Source organism: Levilactobacillus humaensis, assembly GCF_024345185.1.
GTDB classification, from domain to species: Bacteria; Bacillota; Bacilli; order Lactobacillales; family Lactobacillaceae; genus Levilactobacillus; species Levilactobacillus humaensis.
This window is the reverse complement of record NZ_BROB01000006.1, coordinates 33,189-59,142: the sequence shown is the minus strand read 5'-3', so window position 1 is coordinate 59,142 and position 25,954 is coordinate 33,189. Positions and strand designations below refer to the sequence as shown.

The window sequence follows — 25,954 nt, the reverse complement described above, 5'->3', positions numbered from 1 at the left end:
TTACTTACCAGTTTTACCTTCACGAATGCGAACGAATTCGTTTTCGTAACGGATACCCTTACCTTTGTAAGGTTCTGGTGAACGGACGGCACGGATTTCAGCAGCGAAGTCACCGACTTCTTGCTTACTAATGCCTGAAATGTTGATAGTGGTGTTGTCAGGAACCTTAACTTCTAAAGTTTCTGGAATAGCCATTTCAACAGGGTTAGAATAACCAACGCTCAATACCAAGGTCTTACCCTTAGCCTGAACACGGTAACCAACACCGACTAACTTCAAGGTCTTTGCGAAGCCATTGACAACACCTTCAACCATGTTGTTCAAGTTAGCTCGTTGCGTACCATGAAGGGCCCGCGTCTTGTTGTTGTTATCTGGACGGTCGAAATCAACGGCACCGTCACTGATCTTCATCGTAATGAAGTCAGAGAAAGTACGGGTTAAAGAACCCTTAGGACCTTTAACCGTAACTTGATCGCCATCGCGCTTAACATCAACGCCAGCTGGGACTTTGACAGTTTTATAACCAATACGACTCACTGTAAGGCACCTCCTATCTTCTTAAAAGTTTTACCAAACGTAGGCGAGAACTTCGCCACCGATTTTCTTGGCACGCGCTTCTTTATCAGTAACTACACCTTCAGAGGTGGAGATAATAGCGATACCTAAACCGTTCAATACCTTTGGAACAGCATCGGCCTTAACGTATGAACGTAAGCCGGGCTTTGAAATACGCTTCAAACCACTGATAACACGTTGGTTGTCTTTACCGTACTTGAGGAATACGCGGATGATACCTTGCTTGTCATCATCGATGTATTCAACGTTACGGATGAAACCTTCGCGCTTCAGGATTTCAGCGATGTCACGTTTAATTGTTGATGCAGGTACTTCGAGTGATTCGTGGCGAACCATGTTCGCGTTACGGATCCGAGTCAAGAAGTCTGCAATAGGATCAGTCATGGACATTAACGATTTCCCTCCCTTTGTTTAAAATTCGTATTACCAGCTAGCCTTCTTCATACCAGGAATTTGACCCTTGTGGGCAAGTTCGCGTAGGCATAAACGGCAAAGGTGGAATTTTTGATAAACAGAGTGTGGACGTCCACAACGTTCGCAACGAGTATATTCCTGAGTAGAGAACTTCGCAGGACGCTTGTTCTTAGCAATTTGTGATTTCTTAGCCAATTTGTGTGAACCTCCTTTTTAGTGTGTAAACGGCATACCGAATTGAGTCAACAATTCACGTGATTCTTCATCGGTGTTAGCCGTCGTTACGATAACAATGTCCAAACCACGAACACGGTTAACGTTATCAAAGTTAATTTCTGGGAAGATCAATTGTTCCTTGATCCCCAAAGTGTAGTTACCACGGCCATCAAAGGCACGGGAGCTAACACCATGGAAGTCACGAACACGTGGCAATGACACGTTGATCAACTTATCCAGGAATTCGTACATGCGGTCCCCGCGGAGGGTAACCTTAGCACCAATTGACATGCCTTCACGAAGACGGAAGGTTGCGATTGACTTCTTGGCCTTAGTAACCAATGGCTTTTGACCAGAAATCAAACCAAGCTCTTCAACGGCTTCATCAAGGTTCTTAGCGTTGGTAACAGCGTCACCAACACCCATGTTCAAAACGATCTTGTCGATCTTTGGTGTTTGCATAACAGAACTGTAGCTGAACTTTTCCACCAATGATGGGGTAATTTCATTAACGTACTTTTCTTTTAAACGAGCTGACATGAAATTATGTTCCTCCTTTCAGTGATTATTTGTCGATGGTTTCGCCGGACTTTTTAGCGAACCGGACTTTGTGACCATCTTCAACTCGAACGCCAAGCCGGGTTGGTTCGTTGTTCGAAGGATCAATGAGCATTACGTTGGATGCATGAATTGGTGCTTCAATATCAATGATCCCGCCTTGTGGGCTAGCTTGAGAAGCCTTTTGGTGCTTCTTGATCATATTGACGCCTTTAACGATCACGCGGTTCTTGGCATTCAGAACCTTAGATACAGTTCCTTCTTTGCCTTTGTCTTTCCCAGCGATCACGCGGACCTTGTCACCAGTTTTAATAAGCATTCTGTGGGCACCTCCTTGTTTACACGATTCTTAATTACAGTACTTCGGGTGCTAATGAGATAATCTTCATGTAGTCGTTGTCTCGTAATTCACGAGCAACTGGCCCAAAGATACGAGTCCCTTGTGGGCTCTTGTCATCTTTAATCAGCACAGCAGCATTTTCATCAAAACTGATGTATGAACCGTCGTTACGACGTACACGAGACTTCGTACGAACAACGACCGCCTTAACAACATCACCTTTTTTGACAACGCCACCTGGTGTTGCTTGTTTGACAGTAGCAACGATGACATCACCGATTCCGGCGTAGCGACGCTTTGAGCCACCCAGAACCTTGATTGTCAGAATTTCACGGGCGCCAGAGTTATCGGCTACCTTTAAGCGACTTTCTTGTTGGATCACGGCTAGTGTCCTCCCTTCAGTTCTAGTTCAGAATACGATAAAACGACACTTAAATGATTACTGCTTTTTCAACAATGTCGACTAAGCGGAACCGCTTGGTAGCAGACATTGGCCGCGTTTCCATGATTTCAACAATGTCGCCGGTTTGGGCTTCATTCTTTTCATCATGTGCCTTGTACTTCTTAGAGTACTTGACACGCTTACCGTATCGTGCATCCGTTTTTGTCGTTTCAACGACAACAGTGATCGTCTTGTCCATCTTGTCAGACACGACACGACCACGGTATACCTTGCGGTGATTACGTACATCACTCATGTATTGTGACCTCCTTTATCGTATTCTATTTGTTCAGTTCTTGTTGGCGAAGAACGGTTTTAATCCGTGCAATGTTCTTACGAACTTGCTTCAACCGAGCGGTGTTTTCCAGTTGGCCAGTGGCTAATTGGAAGCGCAAGTTGAATAATTCGTCCTTATAGCTCTTTTCTTTATCGAGCATTTCGGCAGTGGTCAATTCGTTAATTTCCTTAGCCTTCATTAGATTCGCCACCTACTTCCTCTCGGGTAATAACTTTCGTACGAACGGGAAGTTTCATAGCAGCAAGGCGTAATGCTTCGCGAGCGACTTCTTCAGAGACGCCACCGACTTCAAACATTACTTTACCACGCTTAACTGGGGCTACCCAGCCAGCAGGTGTACCTTTACCATTACCCATCCGGACCCCAACACCTTTTTCAGTGTAGGATTTGTGAGGGAAAATCTTAATCCAAACTCTCCCACCACGCTTCATGTAACGAGTGATTGCAACACGGGCTGCTTCGATTTGACGGTTAGAGATCCACTTGGAATCTAATGACTGCAAACCGTAGTCGCCGAAAGCAACACTCTTGCCACCCTTGGCTTCGCCACGTAGCTTACCACGGTGGACACGACGGAACTTTACTCGCTTAGGTACCAGCATGTTATTTCCCTCCTTGTCCGTTAGTTTGTTTCTTTTCAGGCAAGATCTCACCACGGTAGATCCAGGTCTTAACACCCAGAGAACCGTATGAAGTGTGAGCTTCTACCCAAGCATAATCGATATCGGCACGCAACGTGTGCAGAGGAACCGTACCTTCAGCGTAGCTTTCAGTACGAGACATATCAGCACCGTTCAAACGACCAGCGACTTGCGTCTTGATACCCTTGGCACCAGAGCGCATAGTCCGTTGCATCGTTCCACGCATAGCCCGACGGAAGGCAACACGGCCCTCCAATTGACGAGCGATGTTTTCGCCGACCAATTTTGCATCTAAATCTGGCTTCTTGATTTCAACAATGTTGATGTGAACCCGCTTGCCAGTTAAGTCGTTCAATTCCTTACGGAGATTTTCGACTTCAGAACCACCCTTACCAATAACCATCCCTGGCTTGGCAGTGTGGATTGAGATGTTGACGCGGTTTGCAGCACGCTCGATCTCAACAGTTGAGACAGAGGCGTCAACGAGACGCTTTTCAATGAATTTACGAATTGCAAGGTCTTCCTTGAGGTAAGCAGCAAAGTCTTTTTCAGCATACCACTTTGCTTCCCAGTCGCGAATGATACCGACCCGTAATCCAGTTGGATTTACTTTTTGTCCCACGCGTTATCCCTCCTTCTTTTCAGATACAACAACCGTAATGTGACTCGTACGCTTGTTGATTGGTGAAGCAGAACCCTTGGCACGAGGACGGAACCGCTTGAGGGTTGGTCCTTCGTTAACGAAGGCTTCGCTGACAACTAGATCTTGACGATCTAAGTCAAAATTGTTTTCTGCATTAGCAATCGCAGAGTTTAAAACTTTTGCCACAACCGGTGAACCACCACGCGGTGTGAACTTTAGAATAGCTAGCGCTTCAGCTACGCTCTTGCCGCGGATAAGATCGATGACAAGGCGGAGTTTGCGAGCAGCAACTCGAACCGTTTTGGCGGTTGCTTGCGCTGATGTAACTTGTTCAGCCATTTAGTTAATCCTCCTTATCAAAGAGTTGTTTTCTTATCTTCACTGCTACCATGACCACGGAATAATCTAGTCGGTACGAATTCACCAAGCTTGTGGCCAACCATATCTTCTTGCACGTAAACTGGGACATGCTTCCGTCCGTCATAAACTGCAATGGTGTAACCTACGAAGCTAGGGAAAATAGTAGACCGACGTGACCAGGTCTTGATGACGGTCTTCTTGTCTTGATCCTTTTGCACATCAATCTTCTTGAGCAAATGCGCATCGGCAAAAGGTCCTTTTTTCAAACTACGACCCATTATGAAACCTCCTCTACTTGTGGCGCATCGTTATACACGATGATCACCAGGTCTCTTAACATCCGGATTACCGGATGATTACATCTTGGAACCCTTACGACGACGAACGATGAACTTGCTAGTCTTGTTCTTCTTCTTCCGCGTCTTCTTACCAACGGTCTTCTTACCCCATGGAGAAAGAGGAGATGGTAAACCAACAGGTGCTTTACCTTCACCACCACCATGTGGGTGATCGTTAGGGTTCATTACAGAACCACGAACATGTGGACGTTGACCAGCCCAACGATTACGGCCGGCCTTACCGACAACAATCAATTCGTGTTCTTCGTTACCTACGGCACCGATAGTAGCACGGTTAACGTTCAAGATCATCCGAACTTCACCAGATGATAAACGAACCAATACGTACTTGTCATCGTTGGCCTTACCTAACAATTGAGCTGAAGTCCCAGCAGAACGGACCAATTGGCCACCCTTACCAGTCTTCAATTCGATATTGTGAATAACAGTTCCGAATGGAATGTTCTTCAATGGTAATGCATTACCAACTTTGATATCAGCATCTGGACCTGACTGAACCTGAGCACCAACCTTTAAGCCCTTAGGTGCAATGATGTAAGACTTTACACCATCAGCATATACTAATAAGGCAATGTTGGCAGTCCGGTTTGGGTCATATTCGATAGCCTTAACGGTTGCAGGAACATCATCCTTAATCCGCTTGAAATCGATGATCCGGTACTGACGCTTGTTACCACCACCACGATGGCGGACAGTCATCTTACCAGCGTTGTTACGGCCGGCTGAGTGACTTTGTGAATCAAGCAATGACTTTTCAGGAGTCGTCTTAGTGATGACGTCTTTGTAAACCATGCTGGTCATGTTACGACGACCATTGCTTGTTGGTTTGTATTTCTTAATCGCCACGTTATTTCCCTCCTATATCTGAGATTTTATTCTTCGTTGAATAACTTGATTTCTTTAGAGTCGGCAGATAAGCTGACAATGGCCTTACGACGCTTCTTAGTTAAGCCTTCGTAGCGACCTTGACGCTTCTTCTTACCCTTCAAGTTCATGATGTTGACCTTAACAACCTTAACGTCAAAGATGTCTTCAATGGCATGCTTGACTTGAGTCTTGGTTGCTCGTACGTCAACGTCGAACGTGTAACGCTTGTCATCCATAGTAGCCATTGATGCTTCAGTGACAACTGGACGTAAAATAATATCGCGTGATTCCATTATGCGAGTACCTCCTCTACTTGAGAAAGTGCTGGTTGGGTAATCACTAACTTGTCGGCGTTAGCAATATCAAGGACGTTCAAGCTCTTGGCAGGAATTACCTTAACATTTGCTAAGTTCCGGGCTGCTAATGCGGCCTTAACGTTGTCGTCTTCAAGGACAACCAGCGTCTTAGTTGTGACGTTCAAACCAGCCAGCATATCAGCGAATTCTTTCGTCTTAGGGGTGTCGAATGATAATCCGTCAACTACGACGAAACTGTCATCGAGAACCTTCTGGGAAAGAACGGACTTCAATGCTAAACGGCTAACCTTCTTAGGAAGGTGGTAACTGTATGAGCGAGGGGTTGGTCCAAAGACCACACCACCACCGACCCATTGTGGTGAACGGATGGAACCTTGACGTGCACGACCAGTACCTTTTTGACGCCATGGCTTCTTCCCACCACCACGAACGGCACTCCGGTTTTTAACGGCGTGAGTTCCTTGGCGTAAAGATGCTCGTTGCATCAAAATCGTGTCGAACACAACGTTTTCGTTAGGTTCAATACCGAAGATATCGGCATTCAACGTGACGTCGCCGTTTTGGCTACCATTTTGTTTGTATAATGCTACGCTTGTCATTTAATTATCCTCCCTTCCTAATTAGTTATCTGAATGCTTTTCACGTGGTGGGCGAACAGCACTCTTAACAGTAACGAGTGACTTGTTGGCGCCTGGCACGTTACCCTTAATCAACAGAACGTTGTTTTCAACATCTGCCTTAACGACTTCAAGGTTTAAGATAGTAACTGTCTTGTTACCCATCCGGCCTGGAAGCTTCATACCAGGGAATACCCGGTTAATGATAGCACCCAGAGAACCTGGACGACGGTGGAAACGAGAACCGTGAGCCATAGGGCCACGACGTTGACCGTCTTTGTGAACGTTACCTTGGTAACCATGACCTTTAGTCACACCAGTGACATCAACGATGTCTCCTGCTTGGAAGGTATCAACTTTAACTTCGTCTGCTACCTTGTAATCTCCCAGCTCAACATCTCTGAATTCACGAATGAAGCGCTTAGGAGTCGTGTTTGCTTTTGCTACATGACCTTGTTCGGGCTTGTTGCTGAGTACTTCACGCTTGTCTTGGTAACCAAGTTGAATGGCATCGTAACCGTCGTTTTCCATTGTCTTAACTTGCAACACTACGTTTGGGGTTGCTTCGACAACAGTAACGGGGATTAATTCGCCAGCATCAGTGAAGACCTGCGTCATCCCGACCTTTTTCCCTAAGATTCCTTTTGTGGTCATGAGTACACCTCCGATTATATTGTATTTATTTTGAAGAAATTATAACTTGATTTCGATGTCAACACCACTAGGCAAGTCGAGCTTCATTAATGAGTCAACTGTCTTTGGCGTTGGGTTAACGATATCGATCAAACGCTTGTGAGTCCGCATTTCGAACTGTTCACGTGAGTCCTTAAACTTATGTGGTGAACGTAATACGGTGTAGATCGTCCGTTCTGTTGGTAATGGAATAGGACCTGAGATACCGGCACCAGTTCTCTTAGCAGTTTCAACGATCTTCTCTGCTGATTGGTCGAGGATACGATGTTCGTATGCCTTCAACCGAATCCGAATTTTTTGTTTTGCCATTGTGTTCCCTCCTTCGTCTATTTTAAAAATAAGACTAACTCCGTGGAAATTCCCGCCACACCCTCATGGCAAAGCGGCCGGGCGTGTCGCAATCTCCCACATCATCGCTTAAACTTTTTGGCGATCCCCGGGGGCGCAAATGTCCCCTCAGAAATTCAGCACTTAACTATCATACTAAATAAAGTGCCATATGGCAAGGGTTTTCGCGAAATTGCCTGCGATTTGTCTTAAATAATTATTGGCTATTCCTAGCATAACCTGGAAGTTTTAATCAACTTTCTTCTAATTAAATACAATTTAACTGAATTCAATGAAAAAGAACGACTGGTCATCCAGTTTTTCCTAATTAAGGCCAACGCGTGTTATTATACCTTATCTTTGACAAATTTCCTAATGAATTTACCGTAATTCTCTTAAATAGTCTCTGCCCTGTGTCGTCGTGACTAGTCCTTCTCCTCACCCCATTGTTGCTTAAAGGTTACCCGGGCCAAGATCCAACCCAGCAGACAGGTCACAACATCGGCAGCCGGTTGGGCCCAGATAATCCCGTGATAGCCCAGTAGCCCCGCTCCAACAACAATGAACAAGTAGAAGGCAACTCCCTGCCGTGAAATAGACATCAAGAGAGCTGCTAGTGCCTTCCCTGTGCTCTGGAAGACCGTCGTGTACACTAATACCGCGCCCACGAACGGCGTCGTCGAGAGGAAAGCACGGAGCATAAACGTCCCTGCCGTAATAACAGCCTGGTCATGGAGAAAGAGGCCGATGATTTGTGGGGCGAAGACCATTAGGAGAACGGCAAAGACTAAAGCGTACCCGACCTCTACCAGAAGATCAAAGCGGAGAACCTGTTTGAACCGCTTCTGATTTCTCGCTCCGTAGGTATAGCCGATCAACGGCTGGGCACCGAAGGCAAATCCAATCATGACCAGCATGATAATCATATAGACCTTGAGGACAATCCCCATCGCTGCCACCCGTGTCGGGCCAAAATCCACCAGATAACGATTCAAGACGGCCGTTCCGAATGCCTGCATTAGATTGGTAATTGAACCCGGAATCCCAATAAAGAGTACTTGTCCTAAAAGTTGCCGGTTAATCCGACTCTGTCGCACATCAATCGTTACAACCTGGCAATAGCGCCCAGCAAGCCAGACTAAGAGGGTTGCCGACACGCTATAACCAATCACTGTTGCCAAGGCTGCCCCAGCAGCCCCCATGTCTGCGGAAAAAATCAAAATGGGATCAAGAATAATGGTAACCACCGTTCCCACCATCGTGCCAATCATCGACTGGGTCGCAAAGCCCTCAGTTCGAATCAGGTTTCCTGGGACAATTGACACCATGATTGGCATGGCACCCAAGGCCATAATATGATAAAACTGCTCAGCATAGTGGTAAGTGGCCGGCGTGGCCCCGAACATCATTAGGATGGAACGGGTAAAGGCTAACAGGAGAACCGTCACCAGTAACCCCACCACAATCGCCCCGTAGAGACAAAAGCTACTGACCCGCCTGGCCGTCTGATAGTCCTTTTCTCCAAGCAACCGCGAAATCAGAGAACTTCCCCCTAAACCGAAGATATCCCCGACCGCAATCAGAAATGAAAATAATGGCGTACAGAGCGCCACCCCCGCAACCAATGCCGTATTCTGCGTCTGTGAGACAAAGTATGTATCCGCTAAATTGTAAATCATACTAGCCACCATGCCGAGTACGACAGGCAATGCCAGCTTAAAATAGGCCCGTGGAACCGGTGCTTTTTCAAACAATTCTTCCATTATATGGTCACTTCTCTCTTTTAAACTTATGCCTCACAAATTATAGCACGTTACCAAGACGCAAAAAAACGCCCCACCGAGAGGTAGGACGTTTCTTTAAAGAAGAGTCGGACTAGTCTTCGACTGGAGTACCGCCGTTCTTCTTGATAATATCAGCTTGAACACTCTTTGGCGTTGGTTCGTAGTGGTCAAACGTCATGGTAAAGGTACCACGACCTTGAGAAGCAGAACGTAACGTCGTCGCGTAACCGAACATTTCGGATAACGGAACGAAGGAGTGAATCATTTGTGCGTTCCCACGAGCTTCCATACCATCGACCTTACCACGACGTGCGGTAACTTGGCCCATGATATCACCCATGTAGTCTTCTGGTACCAGGATATCAACCTTCATGATTGGTTCCAAGATAACAGGACCGGCAGTTTGGACGGCCTTACGTAAAGCCAATGAAGCGGCAACCTTGAAGGCTGCTTCACTAGAATCGACTTCATGGTAACTACCATCGTATAACTTGGCCTTAACATCAACCAATGGGTAACCGGCTAACACACCGTTTGCCATGGCTTCTTGCAGACCTTGGTCAACTGAAGGGATAAATTCACGAGGAACAACCCCACCAACGATAGCGTCTTCGAATTCGTAACCCTTACCACGTTCGTTAGGGGTGAATTCGATCCAAACGTCACCATATTGACCTTTACCACCAGATTGACGAACGAACTTGCCTTGAACCTTAGTTGACTTCGTGAAGGCTTCACGGTAAGCAACTTGAGGAGCACCAATGTCCGCTTCAACCTTGAATTCACGCTTCATACGGTCAATGATGATGTCCAAGTGAAGTTCACCCATCCCAGCGATCAGAGTTTCACCAGTTTCAGGGTTAGTTTCAGCCTTGAAAGTAGGGTCTTCTTCAGAAAGCTTTTGTAAGGCGTTGTTCATCTTGTCTTGGTCAGCCTTCGTCTTAGGTTCCACGGCAACCTGGATGACTGGATCTGGGAAGTTCATGGATTCCAAGTGAAGTGGGTGATCAGGGTCAGTTAAAGAGTCACCAGTAGTGGTGTTCTTCAAACCAATGGCCCCGGCAATATCACCAGAGAAGACTTCTGGAATTTCTTGACGGTGATTGGAGTGCATTTGCAGCAGACGTCCAACACGTTCACGCTTGTCCTTAGTGGCGTTCAAGACATATGAACCACCTTCCAAGGTACCGGAGTAAACCCGGATGTAAGTCAAACGACCAACGAATGGGTCGGTGGCAACCTTGAATGCTAAAGCAGCGAATGGCGCATCGTCATCGGCACGCAACGTAACGGCTTCTTCAGTATCAGGAACAGTGGCGTTGTATGGCTTAACATCCAATGGAGATGGTAAGTAGTCCACAACGGCGTCCATCAACATTTGAACACCCTTATCCTTGAAAGCAGAACCAGCGAAGACTGGGAACATTTCCAGCTTCAACGTAGCACGCCGAATAGCGGCCTTTAATTCTGCCTTGGTGATTTCTTCACCTTCAAGGTACTTTTCCATGATTTCATCATCAACGTCAGCGACGCTTTCGATGATGCCTTCATGACGCTTTTCAGCTTCTTCCTTCATGTCGGCAGGAATTTCAACAGTGTCCCATGAGGAACCCAGTTCATCCTTGTCGTACACGTAGGCTTTCATTTCGATTAAGTCAACAACACCGGCGAAATCATCTTCGGCACCGATTGCCATTTGTAAGGCAACCGCGTTGGCTTGTAAACGGTCGTGAATGGAGTTAACTGAGAAGTCGAAGTCGGCACCCAGCTTATCCATCTTGTTCACGAACACGATACGAGGAACATCGAAATCTGAGGCTTGACGCCAAACAGTTTCGGTTTGTGGTTCAACACCGGCTTGACCATCTAAGACGGTTACGGCACCATCAAGCACACGCAGAGAACGTTCAACTTCAACAGTGAAGTCCACGTGCCCTGGAGTATCGATGATGTTGATCCGGTGACCCTTCCATTCCGCAGTCGTAGCGGCAGAAGTGATCGTGATACCACGTTCTTGTTCTTGTTCCATCCAGTCCATTTGTGAAGCCCCATCGTGGGTTTCACCAATCTTGTGGATCTTACCAGTGTAATACAGGATACGCTCAGTGGTCGTCGTCTTACCGGCATCGATGTGGGCCATGATACCGATATTACGAGTCTTATCAAGCGGGAATTCACGAGTATTAGCCATGATTAATGTGTAACTCCTCTCAAAATTGATCGTAGATTGTGCCAAAAAGTGACTACTAACATCGCAAATGATTTTAGTAGCCACCTCTGGATTAAAGGATTGCTCCCTTAAGTTAGAGGCGAGAGAGTCATGAGACACTCCGCTCTAACATTTTATCACACCGCGATTAAAGCAGTGCGATGGCTGCTTCTACCAACGGTAGTGGGCGAAGGCACGGTTGGCATCTGCCATCCGGTGAGTGTCTTCACGCTTCTTAACAGCAGCACCCGTGTTGTTGGCAGCATCCATGATTTCACGCGCTAAGCGTTCAACCATGGTGTGTTCACCACGTAAACGAGAGTACTGTACCATCCAACGAAGACCAAGAGTCGTCCGACGATCTGGACGAACTTCGATTGGGACTTGGTAGTTTGATCCACCAACCCGGCGAGCCTTGACTTCCAAGACTGGCATAACGTTCTTCATTGCTTCTTCGAAGACTTCCACTGGATCGTTACCAGTTTCGTTCTTAATGATGTCGAAGGCACCATAAATGATTTTAGTTGAAGTTCCGCGTTTCCCATCCATCATCGTGTGGTTAATCAAACGAGTAACCAACTTTGAGTTGTAAATTGGATCAGGAAGGACTTCACGCTTTTGTACAATTCCTTTTCTAGGCATTATATTATCCTCCTTGAATATTGTTTAGTAACTGCTTGACGGCATCCGTGCAAGTCAGTTAATGTCGTGATTCTTAATCCTTAGGCTTCTTGGTACCGTACTTAGAACGGCTTTGACGACGGTCGGTAACACCGGCAGTATCAAGCGCACCACGCACGATGTGGTAACGAACCCCAGGTAAATCCTTCACCCGGCCACCACGAATTAAGACAACACTATGTTCTTGAAGGTTATGACCAATACCAGGAATGTAAGCAGTCACTTCAATTAAGTTTGACAACCGTACACGTGCATATTTCCGTAAAGCTGAGTTAGGTTTCTTAGGTGTCATGGTACCGACACGGGTAGCAACCCCACGCTTTTGAGGAGCAGGATTCTTAACTTGAGCTTTTTTGAAACTGTTATACCCGTAGTTTAAAGCTGGGGCATCTGATTTAGAACTATTAGATTTACGACCTTTACGCACCAATTGGTTGATAGTAGGCATCTAACTAGTCCTCCTTTCTGTATTCTGATAGAGTTTAAGTCCACACATCCAGGTGGTTCATTTTTCTTGAAAGAAAAAAGCCACCTAGACGGGGGATCTAATTGAAGTGTCCCTCCCGCCGTCAGTCAGCATGTCTGGTATGTTACCCGAGACCTGTCTGCGAAAAGCACCTTGAATAGAATACCATGCCAGAAAACCAATGTCAATAAGGGTTGTCACAATTCTCTGGAAACAATCGGCCATTTTTCACGGAGGTATCTAAGAGGTGATCACAAATGTCGACTTTTTTCTTATTCTGTTATGGCTCTTGCTTTGGTTCTTTAATCTGTGCCACCAGCGGTCGCTATGCCCGCCACGAATCACCGTATTCTCCGCGCTCACACTGTGACACCTGCCGGACGCCACTCCGCCCTTGGCAACTCATCCCCATTCTAAGCTACCTCTGCCAACGGGGCCACTGCCACGCCTGTGGTACAGCGATTCCATTGCAAGTTCTCGTCCTCGAAGTCGCCGGCGGCTGGTTAGCCACTACCATTACTGGGCCAGCCACCCTACTTGCTGTCATCTGGCTCTACCTGTGGAGCTATGCGGCGCTATGTGATGCTGCCACCCAAACCTTCCCTGGTATCATCAGCTGGTTAAGTCTCCCCGTGCTGTTCTGGTCAGCTGGCCCATTTGTCTGGGGACTGGGAGCACTCTGGCTTCTTGGCATCCACCTCATTTGGCCACACCTTTCCCGACCGCTTATCGGCGACGGCGACCTGGAGTTTATAGGTCTCTATGCCCTGGCCTTTGGCGTGCAAGCAACGGCTTGGTGGCTACTAACCGCCTGTCTCTTGGCCCTGGTTCTCAATCGCCAGTCTTCTGGACGGATTGCCCTTCTCCCCTATCTAACCATCAGTGCCTTGGGGTGGTGGCTCTGGTCCTAGACAAACAAAAAGGACCCGCCATCTCTGACGAGTCCCCGACTAAGTCGCTTAACCGAAGTTAGGCTTGAGAGTCTTCTTGCATTTGCTTTTCCAAATCGCTGATCGAGTAGACGCCTTCGGTTGACGAACCGCCAACTTCCTTGGGCTTGATCTGACGGTAATCTGGCATCCCAGTACCGGCAGGAATAATCTTCCCAATAATAACGTTTTCCTTCAAACCAACTAATGGGTCGTTCTTGCCTCGAATAGCAGCATCGGTCAAGACACGCGTCGTTTCTTGGAAGGAAGCAGCTGATAAGAAACTGTTCGTTTCCAGGGCAGCCTTGGTGATCCCCAAGATAACTGGACGAGCCGTAGCGGCGATCCCACCAGAGATTAACGTCTGGTAGTTAGCGCGACGGAAGTCTTGAATGTCCATCAAAGTCCCAGGTAAGACATCGGTATCGCCCGGATCCATGATCCGAACCTTCCGAAGCATCTGACGAACCATGATTTCAACGTGCTTGTCACTGATGGCCACACCTTGCATCCGGTAAACACGTTGGACTTCGCCTAAGATATAGGTTTCAGTAGACAACACATCACGAACACGCAGAAGTTCCTTAGGATCAACAGACCCATAGTTCAAGGCAGCACCACGGTGGATAAAGTCGCCTTCAGAAACCCGCATGCGGGCAGTGATTGGTAACTTGTAACTCCGAGTGTCAGCCTCACCCTTAATGGTAACTTCTTTGACACGGTCAGCTGGGTTTTCTTCGATTGATTCAACCGTCCCAGTAACTTCAGTAATCTCAGCTTTACCTTTAGGGTTCCGAGATTCAAATAATTCTTGAACACGAGGAAGCCCTTGGGTGATATCTTCGTTCCCGGCAACACCACCGGTATGGAAGTTACGCATGGTTAATTGCGTCCCTGGTTCACCGATAGATTGTGCGGCAACAGTTCCGACTGCTTCACCAACTTCAACTTCGTCACCGGTAGCCATGTTACGGCCATAACAGTGTTCACAAACACCGTGTTCAGTGTTACAAGTGAAGGCGGAGCGAATCGTGACCTCTTCAACACCGGCATCAACAATCTTTTGAGCCGTGTCTTCAACGATCATTTGGTTCTTTGGCACGATAACGTCACCGGTCTTAGGATCGACAACTGACTTCTGAGTGTAACGGCCGAGGATCCGGTCGTACAGAGGCTCGATCATTTCGTTACCATCAGTGATGGCCCGAATCGTCAAACCACGGTCAGTCCCACAGTCCTTTTCCCGAATGATAACATCTTGCGCCACATCGACCAGACGCCGAGTCAGGTAACCTGAGTTGGCAGTCTTGAGGGCCGTATCGGTCATCCCTTTACGAGCACCATGGGTCGAAATGAACATTTCCATAACCGTCAAGCCTTCACGGAAGTTAGACGTGATAGGCAGTTCCATGATGTCCCCACTAGGTGCGGCCATCAATCCACGCATACCAGCTAATTGCGTAAAGTTAGAAATGTTACCACGAGCACCAGAATCACTCATCATAAAGATAGGGTTCTGTTGGTCGAAACTGTGGATCAGAGCGTTTTGAATGTCATCCTTGGCATCGTTCCAGATCCCAATGACCCGTTCGTAACGTTCGTGGTCCGTAATCAAACCGCGTCGGAATTGCTTCGTTACCGTCGCAACCTGTTTGTGGGCGGCTTCGGTAATTTCTGGCTTTTCCTTCAAGTCGGTAACGTCGACCATCCCAACCGTTAACCCAGACTTTGTGGATTCGTCGTAACCCAAATCCTTGATCCGGTCCAACAACTTAGAGGTTTCAGTAACCTTGTATTGTTGGTAAACGGCCGCGATAATGTCAGACAGGAAGCCCTTCTTGAACGGTCCAACTAATTCAGCATTTTGCAAGTAATCATGAATGTCTTCGCCCGGTGCCAAGAAGTACTTGTCAGGAACGTAACCATTCAAGTTTGTATTTGTAGGTTCATTCAAGTATGGGAATGACTTTGGCAGGATGTTGTTAAAGATCAACTTCCCAACAGTCGTTACCATAATCTTAGAACGTTGTTCATCGGTAAATGGCTTGTCAGTCATGCCAGAGACTTGGACTCCGACCCGACTGTGCCAGTGAACTAACCCATTACGATAAGCTAAGACAGCTTCGTTGAGGTCGGTAAAGATCATACCTTCCCCTTCACGGTTGTCTTCTTCCATCGTCAGGTAGTAGTTCCCGATAACCATATCTTGTGAAGGCGCAACGACTGGCTTACCACTGGCAGGTGCCAAGATATGGTGAGCAGCCAACATCAGCAAACGTGCTTCAGCTTGTGCTTCGTCGGATAAAGGCACGTGGATGGCCATTTGGTCCCCATCGAAATCGGCATTGTAAGCTTCACAAGCCAATGGGTGAAGACGCATAGCTTTACCACTAACCAAGACTGGTTCAAACGCTTGAATCCCTAAACGGTGAAGCGTAGGGGCCCGGTTCAACAGAACTGGGTGTTCCTTGATAACATCTTCAAGAACATTAAAGACATCGTCATCTTCACGGTCAATCTGGCGCTTGGCATTCTTAATGTTAGAAGCCAAGCCACGCGCAACGAGTTCCTTCATGATGAATGGCCGGAATAATTCCAAAGCCATTGGCACTGGGAGACCCATTTGGTTGAACTTGAGGGAAGGACCAACGTCAATAACGGAACGACCAGAGTAGTCAACCCGCTTCCCTAACAAGTTTTGACGGAAACGTCCTTGCTTCCCTTTCAACATGTGTGAAAGAGACTTCAATGGACGGTTACCAGGACCAGCAACTGGACGGCCACGACGACCGTTATCGATCAAGGCGTCAACGGCTTCTTGAAGCATCCGCTTTTCGTTTTGAACGATGATACCAGGTGCGTTTAAGTCTAACAAACGCTTCAACCGGCTATTCCGGTTGATAACCCGCCGGTACAAGTCATTAAGGTCAGACGTTGCGAAACGTCCCCCTTCGAGTTGTACCATTGGCCGTAAGTCAGGTGGGATTACCGGAATAGCATCCATTACCATCCATTCAGGACGGTTACCAGATGTCACGAAGGCTTCCAAGATGTCCAAACGACGAACGGCACGCGTCCGCTTTTGGCCAGTAGCATCCTTCAATTGTTCCTTTAATTCCGTGACTTCTTTATCTAAATCCACGGCCATCAATAACTTCTTGATGGCTTCGGCACCCATTTCAGCCTTGAAGGCTTGGCTACCGTATTCTACGAGCTTGTCACGGTAATCGCGTTCTGAAAGGAGTTGTTTCTTTTCCAGAGGCGTATCACCGGGATCAAGCACAACGTAGGATGCGAAGTAGATGATTTCTTCCAGGGCGCGGGGGCTCATGTCTAAGACAAGACCCATCCGACTTGGAATACCCTTGAAGTACCAGATGTGGGTTACAGGAGCTGCTAATTCAATATGGCCCATCCGTTCACGACGAACCTTAGAACGCGTAACTTCGACCCCACAACGGTCACAAACGACACCCTTGTAACGGATCCGCTTGTACTTCCCACAGGCACATTCCCAGTCCTTGGTAGGACCGAAAATACGCTCGTCGAAAAGTCCATCTTTTTCAGGCTTTAATGTCCGGTAGTTGATGGTTTCAGGCTTTTTAACTTCCCCGTAAGACCAGCTACGGATCTTATCAGGTGAAGCCAGCCCGATCTGCATGCTTTCGAACTTATTGACATCGACCAAAGAAGCGACCTCCCTTATTAATTAGTCTTGTGTGTTCGGTTGACTCTCATTTTTAGTGGTTTCTGGTGCTGCTTTGGCACTTTCAGCCTGAGCTTGCGCCTTACGTTGTTCTTCTTGCTGTTGGGCAAGCTTACTCAACGCATCAACGTTCACAACATCATCATCATCATCGTCCATATCCCGGAGTTCGATTTCTTCGTTGTTCCCGTTTAAGACCTTCATATCCAGACCCAAGGATTGTAATTCCTTGACCAGAACACGGAAGGATTCAGGCACACCAGGCTTTGGAATTGGATCGCCCTTAACGATGGCTTCGTAGGTCTTAACCCGTCCAACCACGTCATCAGACTTGTACGTTAAAATTTCTTGTAACGTATAAGCGGCACCATAAGCTTCCAAGGCCCAAACTTCCATTTCACCGAAACGTTGGCCACCAAATTGCGCTTTACCACCAAGTGGTTGTTGCGTAACCAGTGAGTAAGGTCCGATGGAACGGGCGTGCATCTTGTCGTCGACCATGTGGGCCAGCTTCAAGTAGTTCATAACACCAACGGCAACTCGTTTGTCGAATGGTTCACCGGTCCGACCATCGTATAAGACAGTCTTAGCATCGGCAGCCATACCGGCTTCCTTAACAGCGTCCGCAATATCAGTATCTTGGGCACCATCAAAGACAGGCGTTGCCACGTGGATACCCAACTTACGAGCAGCCATCCCTAAATGCAATTCGAGCACTTGCCCGATATTCATACGAGAAGGCACACCCATTGGGCTCAACATGATGTCGATTGGGGTTCCATCTGGCATGTACGGCATATCTTCTTCAGGGATAACGACGGAAACCGTCCCCTTGTTACCGTGACGACCAGACATCTTGTCCCCAACTTGGATCTTCCGCTTTTGCGCGATGTAGACCCGAACCATCATGTTAACACCAGGTGAAAGTTCATCCCCGTTCTCACGAGTAAAGATCTTCACGTCCTGGATAATCCCGCCACCACCATGAGGAACCTTCAGGGAAGTATCCCGAACTTCACGGGCCTTTTCACCAAAGATGGCATGGAGTAAACGTTCTTCGGCTGATAATTCAGTCACACCCTTAGGCGTTACCTTACCAACCAGGATGTCACCGTCTTGAACTTCGGCACCAATCCGGATAATTCCGTCTTCGTCCAAATTCTTCAAGGCGTCTTCACCCACGTTAGGAATTTCGCGAGTCATTTCTTCAGGTCCAAGCTTCGTATCACGTGCTTCTGATTCGTATTCTTCAATATGAATCGACGTGTAAACGTCATCGCGAACCAACCGCTCGTTGATCCCGATGGCATCTTCGAAGTTGTACCCTTGCCAAGTCATGAAGGCAACTAATGGGTTTTGACCTAAGGCCAGTTCCCCATTTTCCATTGAAGGACCATCAGCCAAGATTTCGTCGTTGTCGACGTGATCGCCAACCTTAACGATTGGACGTTGGTTGTAGTTTTTCCCACCGTTAGAACGGCGGAACTTCATCAGCTTGTAAGTGTCCAGCGCATCGTCGGCACGACGTACACGGATTTCACGTGCATCGACGTATTCAACAGTACCTTCGTGTTGGCTAATTAAAGCAACCCCGGAGTCATGCGCTGCTTTGTATTCGATACCAGTCCCAACCAATGGTGCATGAGGGTCAAGCAATGGCACAGCTTGCCGTTGCATGTTGGCACCCATCAAGGCACGGTTGGAGTCATCGTTTTCCAAGAAAGGAATACATGCCGTGGCCACAGCAACTACTTGCTTAGGCGAAACGTCCATGTAGTCAATCCGGTCAGCCGTCGTTTCGATGTTATCGGCTTCGGAACGGGCCATGATGGTATCCGTATCGAATGAACCGTCATCGTTCAATGGCGTATTGGCTTGGGCAACGACGTAGTTATCTTCTTCGTCAGCCGTCAGGTAATCGATCTTGTCGGTAACCTTGTGTGTGTCCCATGAGACACGACGGTATGGCGTTTCGATAAACCCGTACTTGTTAACCCGAGCATAACTGGAAAGACTGTTAATCAACCCAATGTTAGGACCTTCAGGGGTTTCAATTGGACACATACGGCCATAGTGGGTGTAGTGAACGTCTCGGACTTCATATCCGGCACGGTCACGCGTCAAACCACCAGGTCCAAGGGCAGACAACCGACGCTTATGCGTTAATTCGCCAAGTGGGTTGGTCTGGTCCATGAATTGTGACAATTGAGATGACCCAAAGAATTCCTTGATTGAGGCAACCACTGGACGAATGTTAATCAGTTGTTGTGGCGTTACCGTCGCAGCATCCTGAATGGACATCCGTTCACGCACAACCCGTTCCATCCGAGATAACCCGATCCGGAATTGGTTTTGCAAGAGTTCACCCACGGAACGAATCCGCCGGTTACCCAAGTGGTCAATGTCATCGACGTTCCCAATGCCAACTTGGAGATCGAAGAAGTAGTTCATGGAAGCAATGATGTCGGCTGGACGAATGTGCTTCAGCTTGATATCAATGTTGCCATTCCCAATAACAGGAACTTCTTGTTCTGGATCGTCTGGTGATTGTACCTTAATAATTTGTAATTTAAGTGGTTCAGTGACAACGGCTTCGTCTGAAGGTTGGAAAGTAACCATCTTGAAGTCTTCTTGGTCCAAGTAAGGAGCCAAGGTCTTCATGACGTCTTTATCAACAACCGTGCCCTTTTGTGCGATAACTTCACCAGTATCTGGGTCAGCTAACGTTTCGGCTAAGGTTAAGCCAAGTAAACGGGTCTTCAGGCTAAGTTTCTTGTTGGTCTTGTAACGACCAACAGGTGCCATGTCGTAACGTTTTGGATCGAAGAACCGTGCAGTCAGTAAACTCCGTGAAGAGTCAGCCGTCTTAGGTTCACCTGGACGTAGACGTTCGTAGATGTCCTTTAAGGACTCTTCGACACGTGAATCGTCACTGTTCTTGTGAATATCCTTTTCCAACGTCTGTGAAAGACTTTCGTTGTCACCCAAGATATCCAAGATTTCATCGTCAGAACCGAAACCTAATGCCCGAACTAATTCAGTCATTGGGATCTTACGAGTCCGGTCGATCCGAACGTAAGAAACGTTCTTAGCGTCGGTTTCAAATTCAAGCCAAGCACCCCGGTTAGGGATAACAGTGGCACCGAAGATGGTCCGACCGTTCTTATCAGTATCGTCATTGAAGTAAACGCCTGGTGACCGGACTAATTGGGAAACAATTACCCGTTCTGCCCCGTTAATAATGAAGGTCCCTTGGGCCGTCATTAATGGGAAATCACCGAAGAAGACGTCTTGTGACTTAATTTCGCCCGTTTCATGGTTCGTCAAGCGAAGGGTTACATGCAATGGTGCAGAATAGTTCGCATCATGCTCCCGTGCTTCATCGACCGTATATTTGGGTTCTAGTAATTGATAATCAACAAACTCTAACGAAAGGTTTCCTTGAAAATCTTCGATTGGCATGATGTCGTCGAACATATCGCGTAAACCTTCGTCAAGGAACCAGTTATACGAATTGGTCTGAATCTCGATTAAGTTAGGGAGATCAAGGACTTCCTTGATCCGCGAATAGCTACGGCGAGTACGGTGTTTCCCGTATTTCACTAAGTGTCCTGCCAAGTTGTTCACCTCTCCTATTTATTCTGTCAACTGGCCAATCCGGAATGTTACATTTTGATTACAATTGCATTTAGACCCGGATTTTTGGCAAAAAAAATCCAAAAACAAACCCAAAGTTTGCTTTTGGCTTCTTATAGTGATAGCTCCGGACAATATATCGGCGCTACCAATTTCAGTTCACAGTTGCATACGAATAATATAGTACTAAATCTAGCACCAAATGTCAATACATTGACTTTACTTTCTAGTGGCAACGCCAAACAAGATTAGCCGGACCAACGCGACCGTTTGCTCGTGCTGCGTCGCATCCTTAGGACCCACGTGATGGAACGTATTAAAGAGCGGGCTCAGACTAGTCAGATAGAAGGAAGCAGCGTCTTGTGGTTGAACCTCACCCTGTAACTGAACCGCATCCGTGGCGAAGAAGGTCGTCAGTGGGACCAGGTAATCTTGTTGAAAGATCATCCCCAGCTGCCGCTGGTTCTCTGGCTTCAGGAAGCGAAAACTCCCGTGAATTACCGTGAAAATATCTCTAGGATGGGCCGAGGTTAGAACTTCAGTTACCGCCGTTAGGGAGTCGACTGAGTCAACATCGGGTGTCAACTGGGCAACGACCTGTGTGATGCCCTCACGAATCTCCTCGCCGACTGTCCGAATCACCTCTAAGAAGATAACTTCCTTATCACTAAAGTGATGATACAAGGCAGGTTGCGTAATACCTACCTGACGCGCAATCTCACGCGTCGACGTTGCTTGATAACCCTGTGACAAAAATTGTTCCCGAGCCGCAGTCAAAATGGCCGCGTGCGTCCGAGTCAATTGCTCTTCTCTCTTCATTTACAGGCCGTCGTCCTTTCTCAAATTAAATTTCCTAAACTAGTGTACCACATTTCATTTATCACCAGTTACATCGACTCGACGCCCTGTCAAAAAAGGTAGCCATCCTTAATTCGGAATGACTACCTCAGCGTTTATTTTACTTTTAGTGACTAACGACTGCCGTTGGTTCCTGGCTCTTGCTAGACTTGATGGCCATAGTCATCTTGCCGTGAGAAGCCCCCATGGTCACTTGATCATGGGTCTTGACTTCACCGCTTAGCAAAGCCTCACTCAACCGGTCCTCAACCTGAGTCTGTAAAGCCCGACGAATTGGTCGTGCCCCGTACTCGGGATCGAACCCAGCCTTAGCAATCACGTCGATTGCGGCTGGCGTAATCTTCAACTTGATGGACTGGTCAGCAACTCGCAAGATGATTTGCTTAGCCATCAACTTCACAATCTCATGAAGTTCATCCTTCTTCAAGGAGTGGAAGATGACCGTTTCATCGATCCGGTTCAAGAATTCTGGCCGGAATGACTGCTTAAGCGTCTCCCGAATGGTCTGAGCCATCGCCTTGTAGCTATTAGCCTGGTCCTCAGCACCAAAGCCGACGGTCTTTTCATCCCGCAACTTTGTGGCACCTAAGTTAGAGGTCATGATTAAGATGGTATTTCTGAAGTCCACCTTACGACCCTTGGAATCCGTCAAGTACCCGTCGTCCAATACCTGTAAAAGGATATTGAAGACATCGGGATGGGCTTTTTCCACTTCATCAAATAGAACGACAGAGTATGGTTTTTGGCGAACTTTTTCGGTTAATTGGCCACCTTCATCATAGCCGACGTAACCCGGAGCAGACCCAATCAAACGACTTGTGGAGTACTTCTCCATGTATTCACTCATGTCGACACGAATCATGTTGTTTTCGGACCCAAACATTGCCTCGGCCAAGGCCTTAGCTAATTCGGTCTTCCCCACACCGGTTGGTCCTAAGAACATAAAGGACCCGATTGGCCGGTTGGGATCTTTCAATCCGGAACGTGCCCGCCGAATGGCTCGAGAAACCGCGGAAACGGCTTCTTCTTGGCCAACGACCCGTTGGTGCAGAATCTTCTCGAGGTTAACCAAACGATCAGCATCGGTTTGCTTCAACTGCGTAATTGGCACACCGGTCCATTCAGCAACAACTTCAGCCACATCTTCACCCGTGACATCCGTCGTATACTGTTGGTCACTAGCAGCCGCTGCTGCGGCTGCCTTGGCCTTGCGTGCGTCCAGCTTCTCCCGTAAAGCCATCTCTTGGGTCCGTAACTTAGCGGCCCGTTCGAAGTCTTGTTGTTCGATAGCGGCTTCCTTCTCATCAGCGAGCTTAGCCAACTCCTGGGCCTGCTTAGAGGCTGGCGTTGGTTTAACCATCTGGTCAATGCGGACTTTAGCCGACGCTTCATCCATCAGGTCAATGGCCTTATCAGGTAAGAACCGGTCACTGATGTAGCGTGTTGACAACTTAACAGCTTGATCCAACGCATCATCCGTGATGTTCACGTGATGGTGGTCCTCATAACGTGAACGTAAACCCTTCAAGATTTCCAAGGCTTCGTCTGGCGTTGGTTCATTAACCTGAACCGTGGCAAATCGACGTTCCAGAGCAGCATCGGATTCGATGTACTTCTGGTATTCGTCCAACGTTGTGGCCCCAATGGTTTGGAGTTCACCACGAGCCAAGGCTGGCTTCAAGATGTTAGAGGCATCAATGGCCCCTTCAGCCCCACCAGCCCCGATCAGAGTGTGAAGTTCATCGATAAACAGGATAACCTGTCCATCATTGTAGATTTCTTCAATAACTTTCTTCAAACGATCTTCAAACTCACCACGGTATTTAGTTCCCGCCACAAGTGACCCCATGTCGAGCATCATTAACCGTTTGTTTTGCATATCTTCTGGCACATCGCCGGCGACAATCCGTTGGGCCAAACCCTCGGCAATCGCCGTCTTCCCAACACCGGGTTCGCCGATAAGAACCGGGTTATTCTTGGTCCGCCGACTCAGAATTTGAATGACCCGTTTAACTTCCTTCTCACGACCGACCGTTGGATCCATTCGGCCTTCCTTAGCCGCTTCGGTTAAGTTACGAGCCAGAGAATCCAGCGTTGGCGTGCCTCCTTGGGCAGCCCGACGTTGTGACCGATTGTCATTGCGACGTTTTGGCGTATCAGTAATCCCAAGCTTCCGTAAAACAACCTTACGGGCGTCCGTTAATTCGACACTCAGGTTCTTTAGGATCCGGGAAGACAGAATCGTTTCGTCGCTAAGCAACGCTAACAAAATGTGTTCCGTTCCAATCTTCGTGGCTCCCAGCCGTTTGGCTTCGTCGCCAGCCAACGTTAACATCGTTTTGGCCTTTGGCGAATATGGCAGGTAACTGTCCTTGTCCGTGTTGGCTAACGTGCCGTAGCCCGTGAACCGTTCGATTTCCTCGCGAACATCGTCTTCAGTAATCGAAAACTGCTGCAAAACCTTGTTGGCAATGCCATTCTTTTCAATTGTAAGGGCGAGTAGCAGGTGTTCCGTTCCCACCGCTTGGTGCTTAAAATACTTTGCTTGTTCCTGTGCCAAGACCAAAACACTCTTAGCACTCGGTGTAAATAGGTTATCCATTGCAGCTCCTCGCTTTCCTAACTCTCATAACGTAAATGGTCCAGAATTGAATTCAAGACCGCCGCGCGTACGCGTTCATCCATTTCACGGCTACCCGTATTAATCGCATCCTTATTAATGGCTGCTAGCATAATATTGGCCTCACGCCGGTTAATGGTCCCTGCCTCAAAGAGGTTACGCACCACTGCCAGGCTATCATGCCGTGAAATTTGGTCCCCAACAGCGCTCACCAACGAATCAATGAAGTCTAAGTTATCTAGTAACTTAACCTTCTCGATCCGAATGTAGCCACCGCCACCCCGCTTACTGCGAACGACATAGCCGTCCTGAATGGTGAAACGGGTCTTAATCACGTAATTAATCTGTGAAGGCACCACATTAAACTGATCGGCAATCTCCGCTCTGCGGATCTCAACCTGTTGGGATTCCGCCAGAATCTGCTTCAGGTAAGATTCAATAATATCCGAAATATTCTGATTCTCCATTATCGTCCCCCCTTCGCCACAGTTATCTGACTAATGTTGACTAATATTATACGAAATTCCACCGAAAAAGCAACGGATTAGCCCGTCCCTCCTGGAGAAGTTCTGGTAAACTATCATAACAAAAAAACGACCAGCTTCCAAACAATTAGTAAGGAATCCGGTCGTTATTATCATAATATGTATTCGAGAGATAAAAAAATCGGGAAGACAAGATTTGAACTTGCGACCCCCACGTCCCGAACGTGGTGCTCTACCAAGCTGAGCTACTTCCCGAAGAAAGCTCACCAGCGAAATATTAAGCTAGTAAAAATCGGGAAGACAGGATTCGAACCTGCGACCCCCTGGTCCCAAACCAGGTGCTCTACCAAGCTGAGCTACTTCCCGAAAATTGCTTATGAGACATAAGCAACAAAAATGCACCCAGTAGGAGTCGAACCTACAACCTTCTGATTCGTAGTCAGACACTCTATCCAATTGCGCTATGGGTGCATAATTATTATTAAGTTAAATGCCGAGGACCGGGATCGAACCGGTATGGTCATCACTGACCGCAGGATTTTAAGTCCTGTGCGTCTGCCAATTCCGCCACCCCGGCAAAGGGTTAAAAAGCGGAAGACGGGATTCGAACCCGCGACCCCCACCATGGCAAGGTGATGTTCTACCACTGAACTACTTCCGCAAATTGGCTATAAAATTAATGGAACCATGCCGACTAGAGGATTCGAACCTCCGACCTCCTCATTACTAGTGAGATGCTCTGCCAACTGAGCTAAGTCGGCAAAATATTTTAAACAAATATTTTGCAATATTTAATTATGCAGGTGAAGGGACTCGAACCCCCACGTCATAAGACACTAGAACCTAAATCTAGCGCGTCTGCCAGTTCCGCCACACCTGCAACGTTGGCGAACTAACGCCAGGGATTTTATT

27 protein-coding genes and 7 tRNA genes are annotated in these 25,954 nt (G+C 47.6%); 1 reads left to right on the top strand and 33 read right to left on the bottom strand.

All coding sequences use genetic code 11. The features are described from left to right. From rplF to rpsL, 21 genes are all read right to left on the bottom strand, one after another. Positions 1-537 (bottom strand): 50S ribosomal protein L6, encoded by a 537-nt coding sequence (rplF, locus tag OCU14_RS03220; RefSeq protein ID WP_057879253.1) that lies wholly within the window; start codon positions 535-537, stop codon positions 1-3. Positions 538-567: 30 nt separating this feature from the next. After that, a complete protein-coding gene (rpsH, locus tag OCU14_RS03215; RefSeq protein ID WP_057879254.1) occupies positions 568-966 on the bottom strand; it encodes a 30S ribosomal protein S8 in 399 nt (132 codons plus the stop codon). A gap of 33 nt (positions 967-999) precedes the next feature. After that, positions 1,000-1,185: a type Z 30S ribosomal protein S14 gene (locus tag OCU14_RS03210; RefSeq protein WP_083488579.1), complete on the bottom strand. Its 186-nt coding sequence runs from the start codon at positions 1,183-1,185 to the stop codon at positions 1,000-1,002. Positions 1,186-1,203: 18 nt separating this feature from the next. Beyond that, positions 1,204-1,746: a 50S ribosomal protein L5 gene (rplE, locus tag OCU14_RS03205; protein WP_057879255.1), complete on the bottom strand. Its 543-nt coding sequence runs from the start codon at positions 1,744-1,746 to the stop codon at positions 1,204-1,206. A gap of 25 nt (positions 1,747-1,771) precedes the next feature. Beyond that, positions 1,772-2,083 (bottom strand): 50S ribosomal protein L24, encoded by a 312-nt coding sequence (gene rplX / locus OCU14_RS03200; protein ID WP_125544914.1) that lies wholly within the window; start codon positions 2,081-2,083, stop codon positions 1,772-1,774. Between the two features lie 34 nt (positions 2,084-2,117). Next, on the bottom strand, positions 2,118-2,486 hold the full coding sequence (gene rplN / locus OCU14_RS03195) for a 50S ribosomal protein L14 (RefSeq protein WP_057879257.1): 369 nt from the start codon (positions 2,484-2,486) through the stop codon (positions 2,118-2,120). 49 nt (positions 2,487-2,535) lie between these two features. Continuing rightward, entirely contained in the window at positions 2,536-2,802 is a 267-nt protein-coding gene (rpsQ, locus tag OCU14_RS03190) for a 30S ribosomal protein S17 (RefSeq protein ID WP_261809768.1), read from the bottom strand. Between the two features lie 25 nt (positions 2,803-2,827). Beyond that, the gene (gene rpmC, locus OCU14_RS03185; RefSeq protein WP_261809767.1) at positions 2,828-3,022 is read right to left on the bottom strand and encodes a 50S ribosomal protein L29; all 195 of its coding nucleotides are present in this window, start codon (positions 3,020-3,022) and stop codon (positions 2,828-2,830) included. Further along, on the bottom strand, positions 3,012-3,446 hold the full coding sequence (rplP, locus tag OCU14_RS03180) for a 50S ribosomal protein L16 (RefSeq protein WP_057879260.1): 435 nt from the start codon (positions 3,444-3,446) through the stop codon (positions 3,012-3,014). Before rplP ends, rpmC begins: the two co-directional genes overlap by 11 nt. Position 3,447: 1 nt before the next feature. Further along, complete coding sequence (gene rpsC / locus OCU14_RS03175; RefSeq protein ID WP_057879261.1) at positions 3,448-4,107, bottom strand: 30S ribosomal protein S3; 660 nt, start codon at positions 4,105-4,107, stop codon at positions 3,448-3,450. A gap of 3 nt (positions 4,108-4,110) precedes the next feature. Further along, positions 4,111-4,467, bottom strand: a complete 357-nt coding sequence (gene rplV / locus OCU14_RS03170; protein WP_057879262.1) for a 50S ribosomal protein L22 — start codon at positions 4,465-4,467, stop codon at positions 4,111-4,113. Positions 4,468-4,484: 17 nt separating this feature from the next. Further along, the gene (gene rpsS, locus OCU14_RS03165; RefSeq protein ID WP_261809766.1) at positions 4,485-4,766 is read right to left on the bottom strand and encodes a 30S ribosomal protein S19; all 282 of its coding nucleotides are present in this window, start codon (positions 4,764-4,766) and stop codon (positions 4,485-4,487) included. A 78-nt stretch (positions 4,767-4,844) separates the two neighbouring features. Beyond that, entirely contained in the window at positions 4,845-5,693 is an 849-nt protein-coding gene (gene rplB / locus OCU14_RS03160; protein WP_261809765.1) for a 50S ribosomal protein L2, read from the bottom strand. A gap of 26 nt (positions 5,694-5,719) precedes the next feature. Then, positions 5,720-6,007 carry a 50S ribosomal protein L23 gene (rplW, locus tag OCU14_RS03155; RefSeq protein ID WP_057879265.1) on the bottom strand — a complete coding sequence of 96 codons (288 nt, stop codon included), beginning with the start codon at positions 6,005-6,007 and terminating at the stop codon, positions 5,720-5,722. Next, positions 6,007-6,630 carry a 50S ribosomal protein L4 gene (rplD, locus tag OCU14_RS03150; protein ID WP_261809764.1) on the bottom strand — a complete coding sequence of 208 codons (624 nt, stop codon included), beginning with the start codon at positions 6,628-6,630 and terminating at the stop codon, positions 6,007-6,009. The genes rplW and rplD overlap by 1 nt, the downstream gene beginning before the upstream one ends. 21 nt (positions 6,631-6,651) lie before the next feature. After that, positions 6,652-7,302: a 50S ribosomal protein L3 gene (gene rplC, locus OCU14_RS03145; protein WP_261809763.1), complete on the bottom strand. Its 651-nt coding sequence runs from the start codon at positions 7,300-7,302 to the stop codon at positions 6,652-6,654. A gap of 39 nt (positions 7,303-7,341) precedes the next feature. Further along, complete coding sequence (gene rpsJ / locus OCU14_RS03140) at positions 7,342-7,650, bottom strand: 30S ribosomal protein S10 (RefSeq protein WP_057879268.1); 309 nt, start codon at positions 7,648-7,650, stop codon at positions 7,342-7,344. Between the two features lie 443 nt (positions 7,651-8,093). After that, complete coding sequence (locus OCU14_RS03135; protein ID WP_261809762.1) at positions 8,094-9,431, bottom strand: MATE family efflux transporter; 1,338 nt, start codon at positions 9,429-9,431, stop codon at positions 8,094-8,096. Positions 9,432-9,543: 112 nt separating this feature from the next. Then, positions 9,544-11,643: an elongation factor G gene (fusA, locus tag OCU14_RS03130; RefSeq protein ID WP_261809761.1), complete on the bottom strand. Its 2,100-nt coding sequence runs from the start codon at positions 11,641-11,643 to the stop codon at positions 9,544-9,546. Between the two features lie 189 nt (positions 11,644-11,832). Then, the gene (gene rpsG / locus OCU14_RS03125) at positions 11,833-12,303 is read right to left on the bottom strand and encodes a 30S ribosomal protein S7 (protein ID WP_057879271.1); all 471 of its coding nucleotides are present in this window, start codon (positions 12,301-12,303) and stop codon (positions 11,833-11,835) included. A gap of 73 nt (positions 12,304-12,376) precedes the next feature. Continuing rightward, on the bottom strand, positions 12,377-12,790 hold the full coding sequence (gene rpsL / locus OCU14_RS03120) for a 30S ribosomal protein S12 (RefSeq protein WP_125573707.1): 414 nt from the start codon (positions 12,788-12,790) through the stop codon (positions 12,377-12,379). A 275-nt stretch (positions 12,791-13,065) separates the two neighbouring features. Between rpsL and OCU14_RS03115 the strand changes: the two genes are divergently transcribed. After that, complete coding sequence (locus tag OCU14_RS03115) at positions 13,066-13,719, top strand: prepilin peptidase (RefSeq protein ID WP_261809760.1); 654 nt, start codon at positions 13,066-13,068, stop codon at positions 13,717-13,719. A gap of 58 nt (positions 13,720-13,777) precedes the next feature. Here the strand turns inward: OCU14_RS03115 and rpoC are convergent, their stop codons facing one another. The 12 genes from rpoC to OCU14_RS03055 all read right to left on the bottom strand — a co-directional run bounded on the left by rpoC (position 13,778) and on the right by OCU14_RS03055 (position 25,922). After that, on the bottom strand, positions 13,778-17,425 hold the full coding sequence (gene rpoC / locus OCU14_RS03110) for a DNA-directed RNA polymerase subunit beta' (protein ID WP_261809759.1): 3,648 nt from the start codon (positions 17,423-17,425) through the stop codon (positions 13,778-13,780). A gap of 21 nt (positions 17,426-17,446) precedes the next feature. Continuing rightward, positions 17,447-21,061: a DNA-directed RNA polymerase subunit beta gene (gene rpoB / locus OCU14_RS03105; RefSeq protein WP_125573710.1), complete on the bottom strand. Its 3,615-nt coding sequence runs from the start codon at positions 21,059-21,061 to the stop codon at positions 17,447-17,449. A 237-nt stretch (positions 21,062-21,298) separates the two neighbouring features. Next, the gene (locus OCU14_RS03100; protein ID WP_261809758.1) at positions 21,299-21,898 is read right to left on the bottom strand and encodes a TetR/AcrR family transcriptional regulator; all 600 of its coding nucleotides are present in this window, start codon (positions 21,896-21,898) and stop codon (positions 21,299-21,301) included. Positions 21,899-22,043: 145 nt separating this feature from the next. Then, positions 22,044-24,539: an ATP-dependent Clp protease ATP-binding subunit gene (locus tag OCU14_RS03095; protein WP_261809757.1), complete on the bottom strand. Its 2,496-nt coding sequence runs from the start codon at positions 24,537-24,539 to the stop codon at positions 22,044-22,046. A gap of 17 nt (positions 24,540-24,556) precedes the next feature. Beyond that, a complete protein-coding gene (locus tag OCU14_RS03090; protein ID WP_261809756.1) occupies positions 24,557-25,024 on the bottom strand; it encodes a CtsR family transcriptional regulator in 468 nt (155 codons plus the stop codon). 199 nt (positions 25,025-25,223) lie between these two features. Continuing rightward, positions 25,224-25,297, bottom strand: a tRNA-Pro gene (locus OCU14_RS03085). A 37-nt stretch (positions 25,298-25,334) separates the two neighbouring features. After that, positions 25,335-25,408, bottom strand: a tRNA-Pro gene (locus OCU14_RS03080). A 31-nt stretch (positions 25,409-25,439) separates the two neighbouring features. Continuing rightward, a tRNA-Arg gene (locus OCU14_RS03075) sits at positions 25,440-25,513 on the bottom strand. A 20-nt stretch (positions 25,514-25,533) separates the two neighbouring features. Further along, positions 25,534-25,619, bottom strand: a tRNA-Leu gene (locus OCU14_RS03070). A 12-nt stretch (positions 25,620-25,631) separates the two neighbouring features. Next, a tRNA-Gly gene (locus OCU14_RS03065) sits at positions 25,632-25,703 on the bottom strand. 27 nt (positions 25,704-25,730) lie between these two features. Further along, positions 25,731-25,803: transfer RNA gene (locus tag OCU14_RS03060), tRNA-Thr, on the bottom strand. Between the two features lie 37 nt (positions 25,804-25,840). Further along, positions 25,841-25,922: transfer RNA gene (locus tag OCU14_RS03055), tRNA-Leu, on the bottom strand. Between the last annotated feature and the right edge of the window lie 32 nt (positions 25,923-25,954).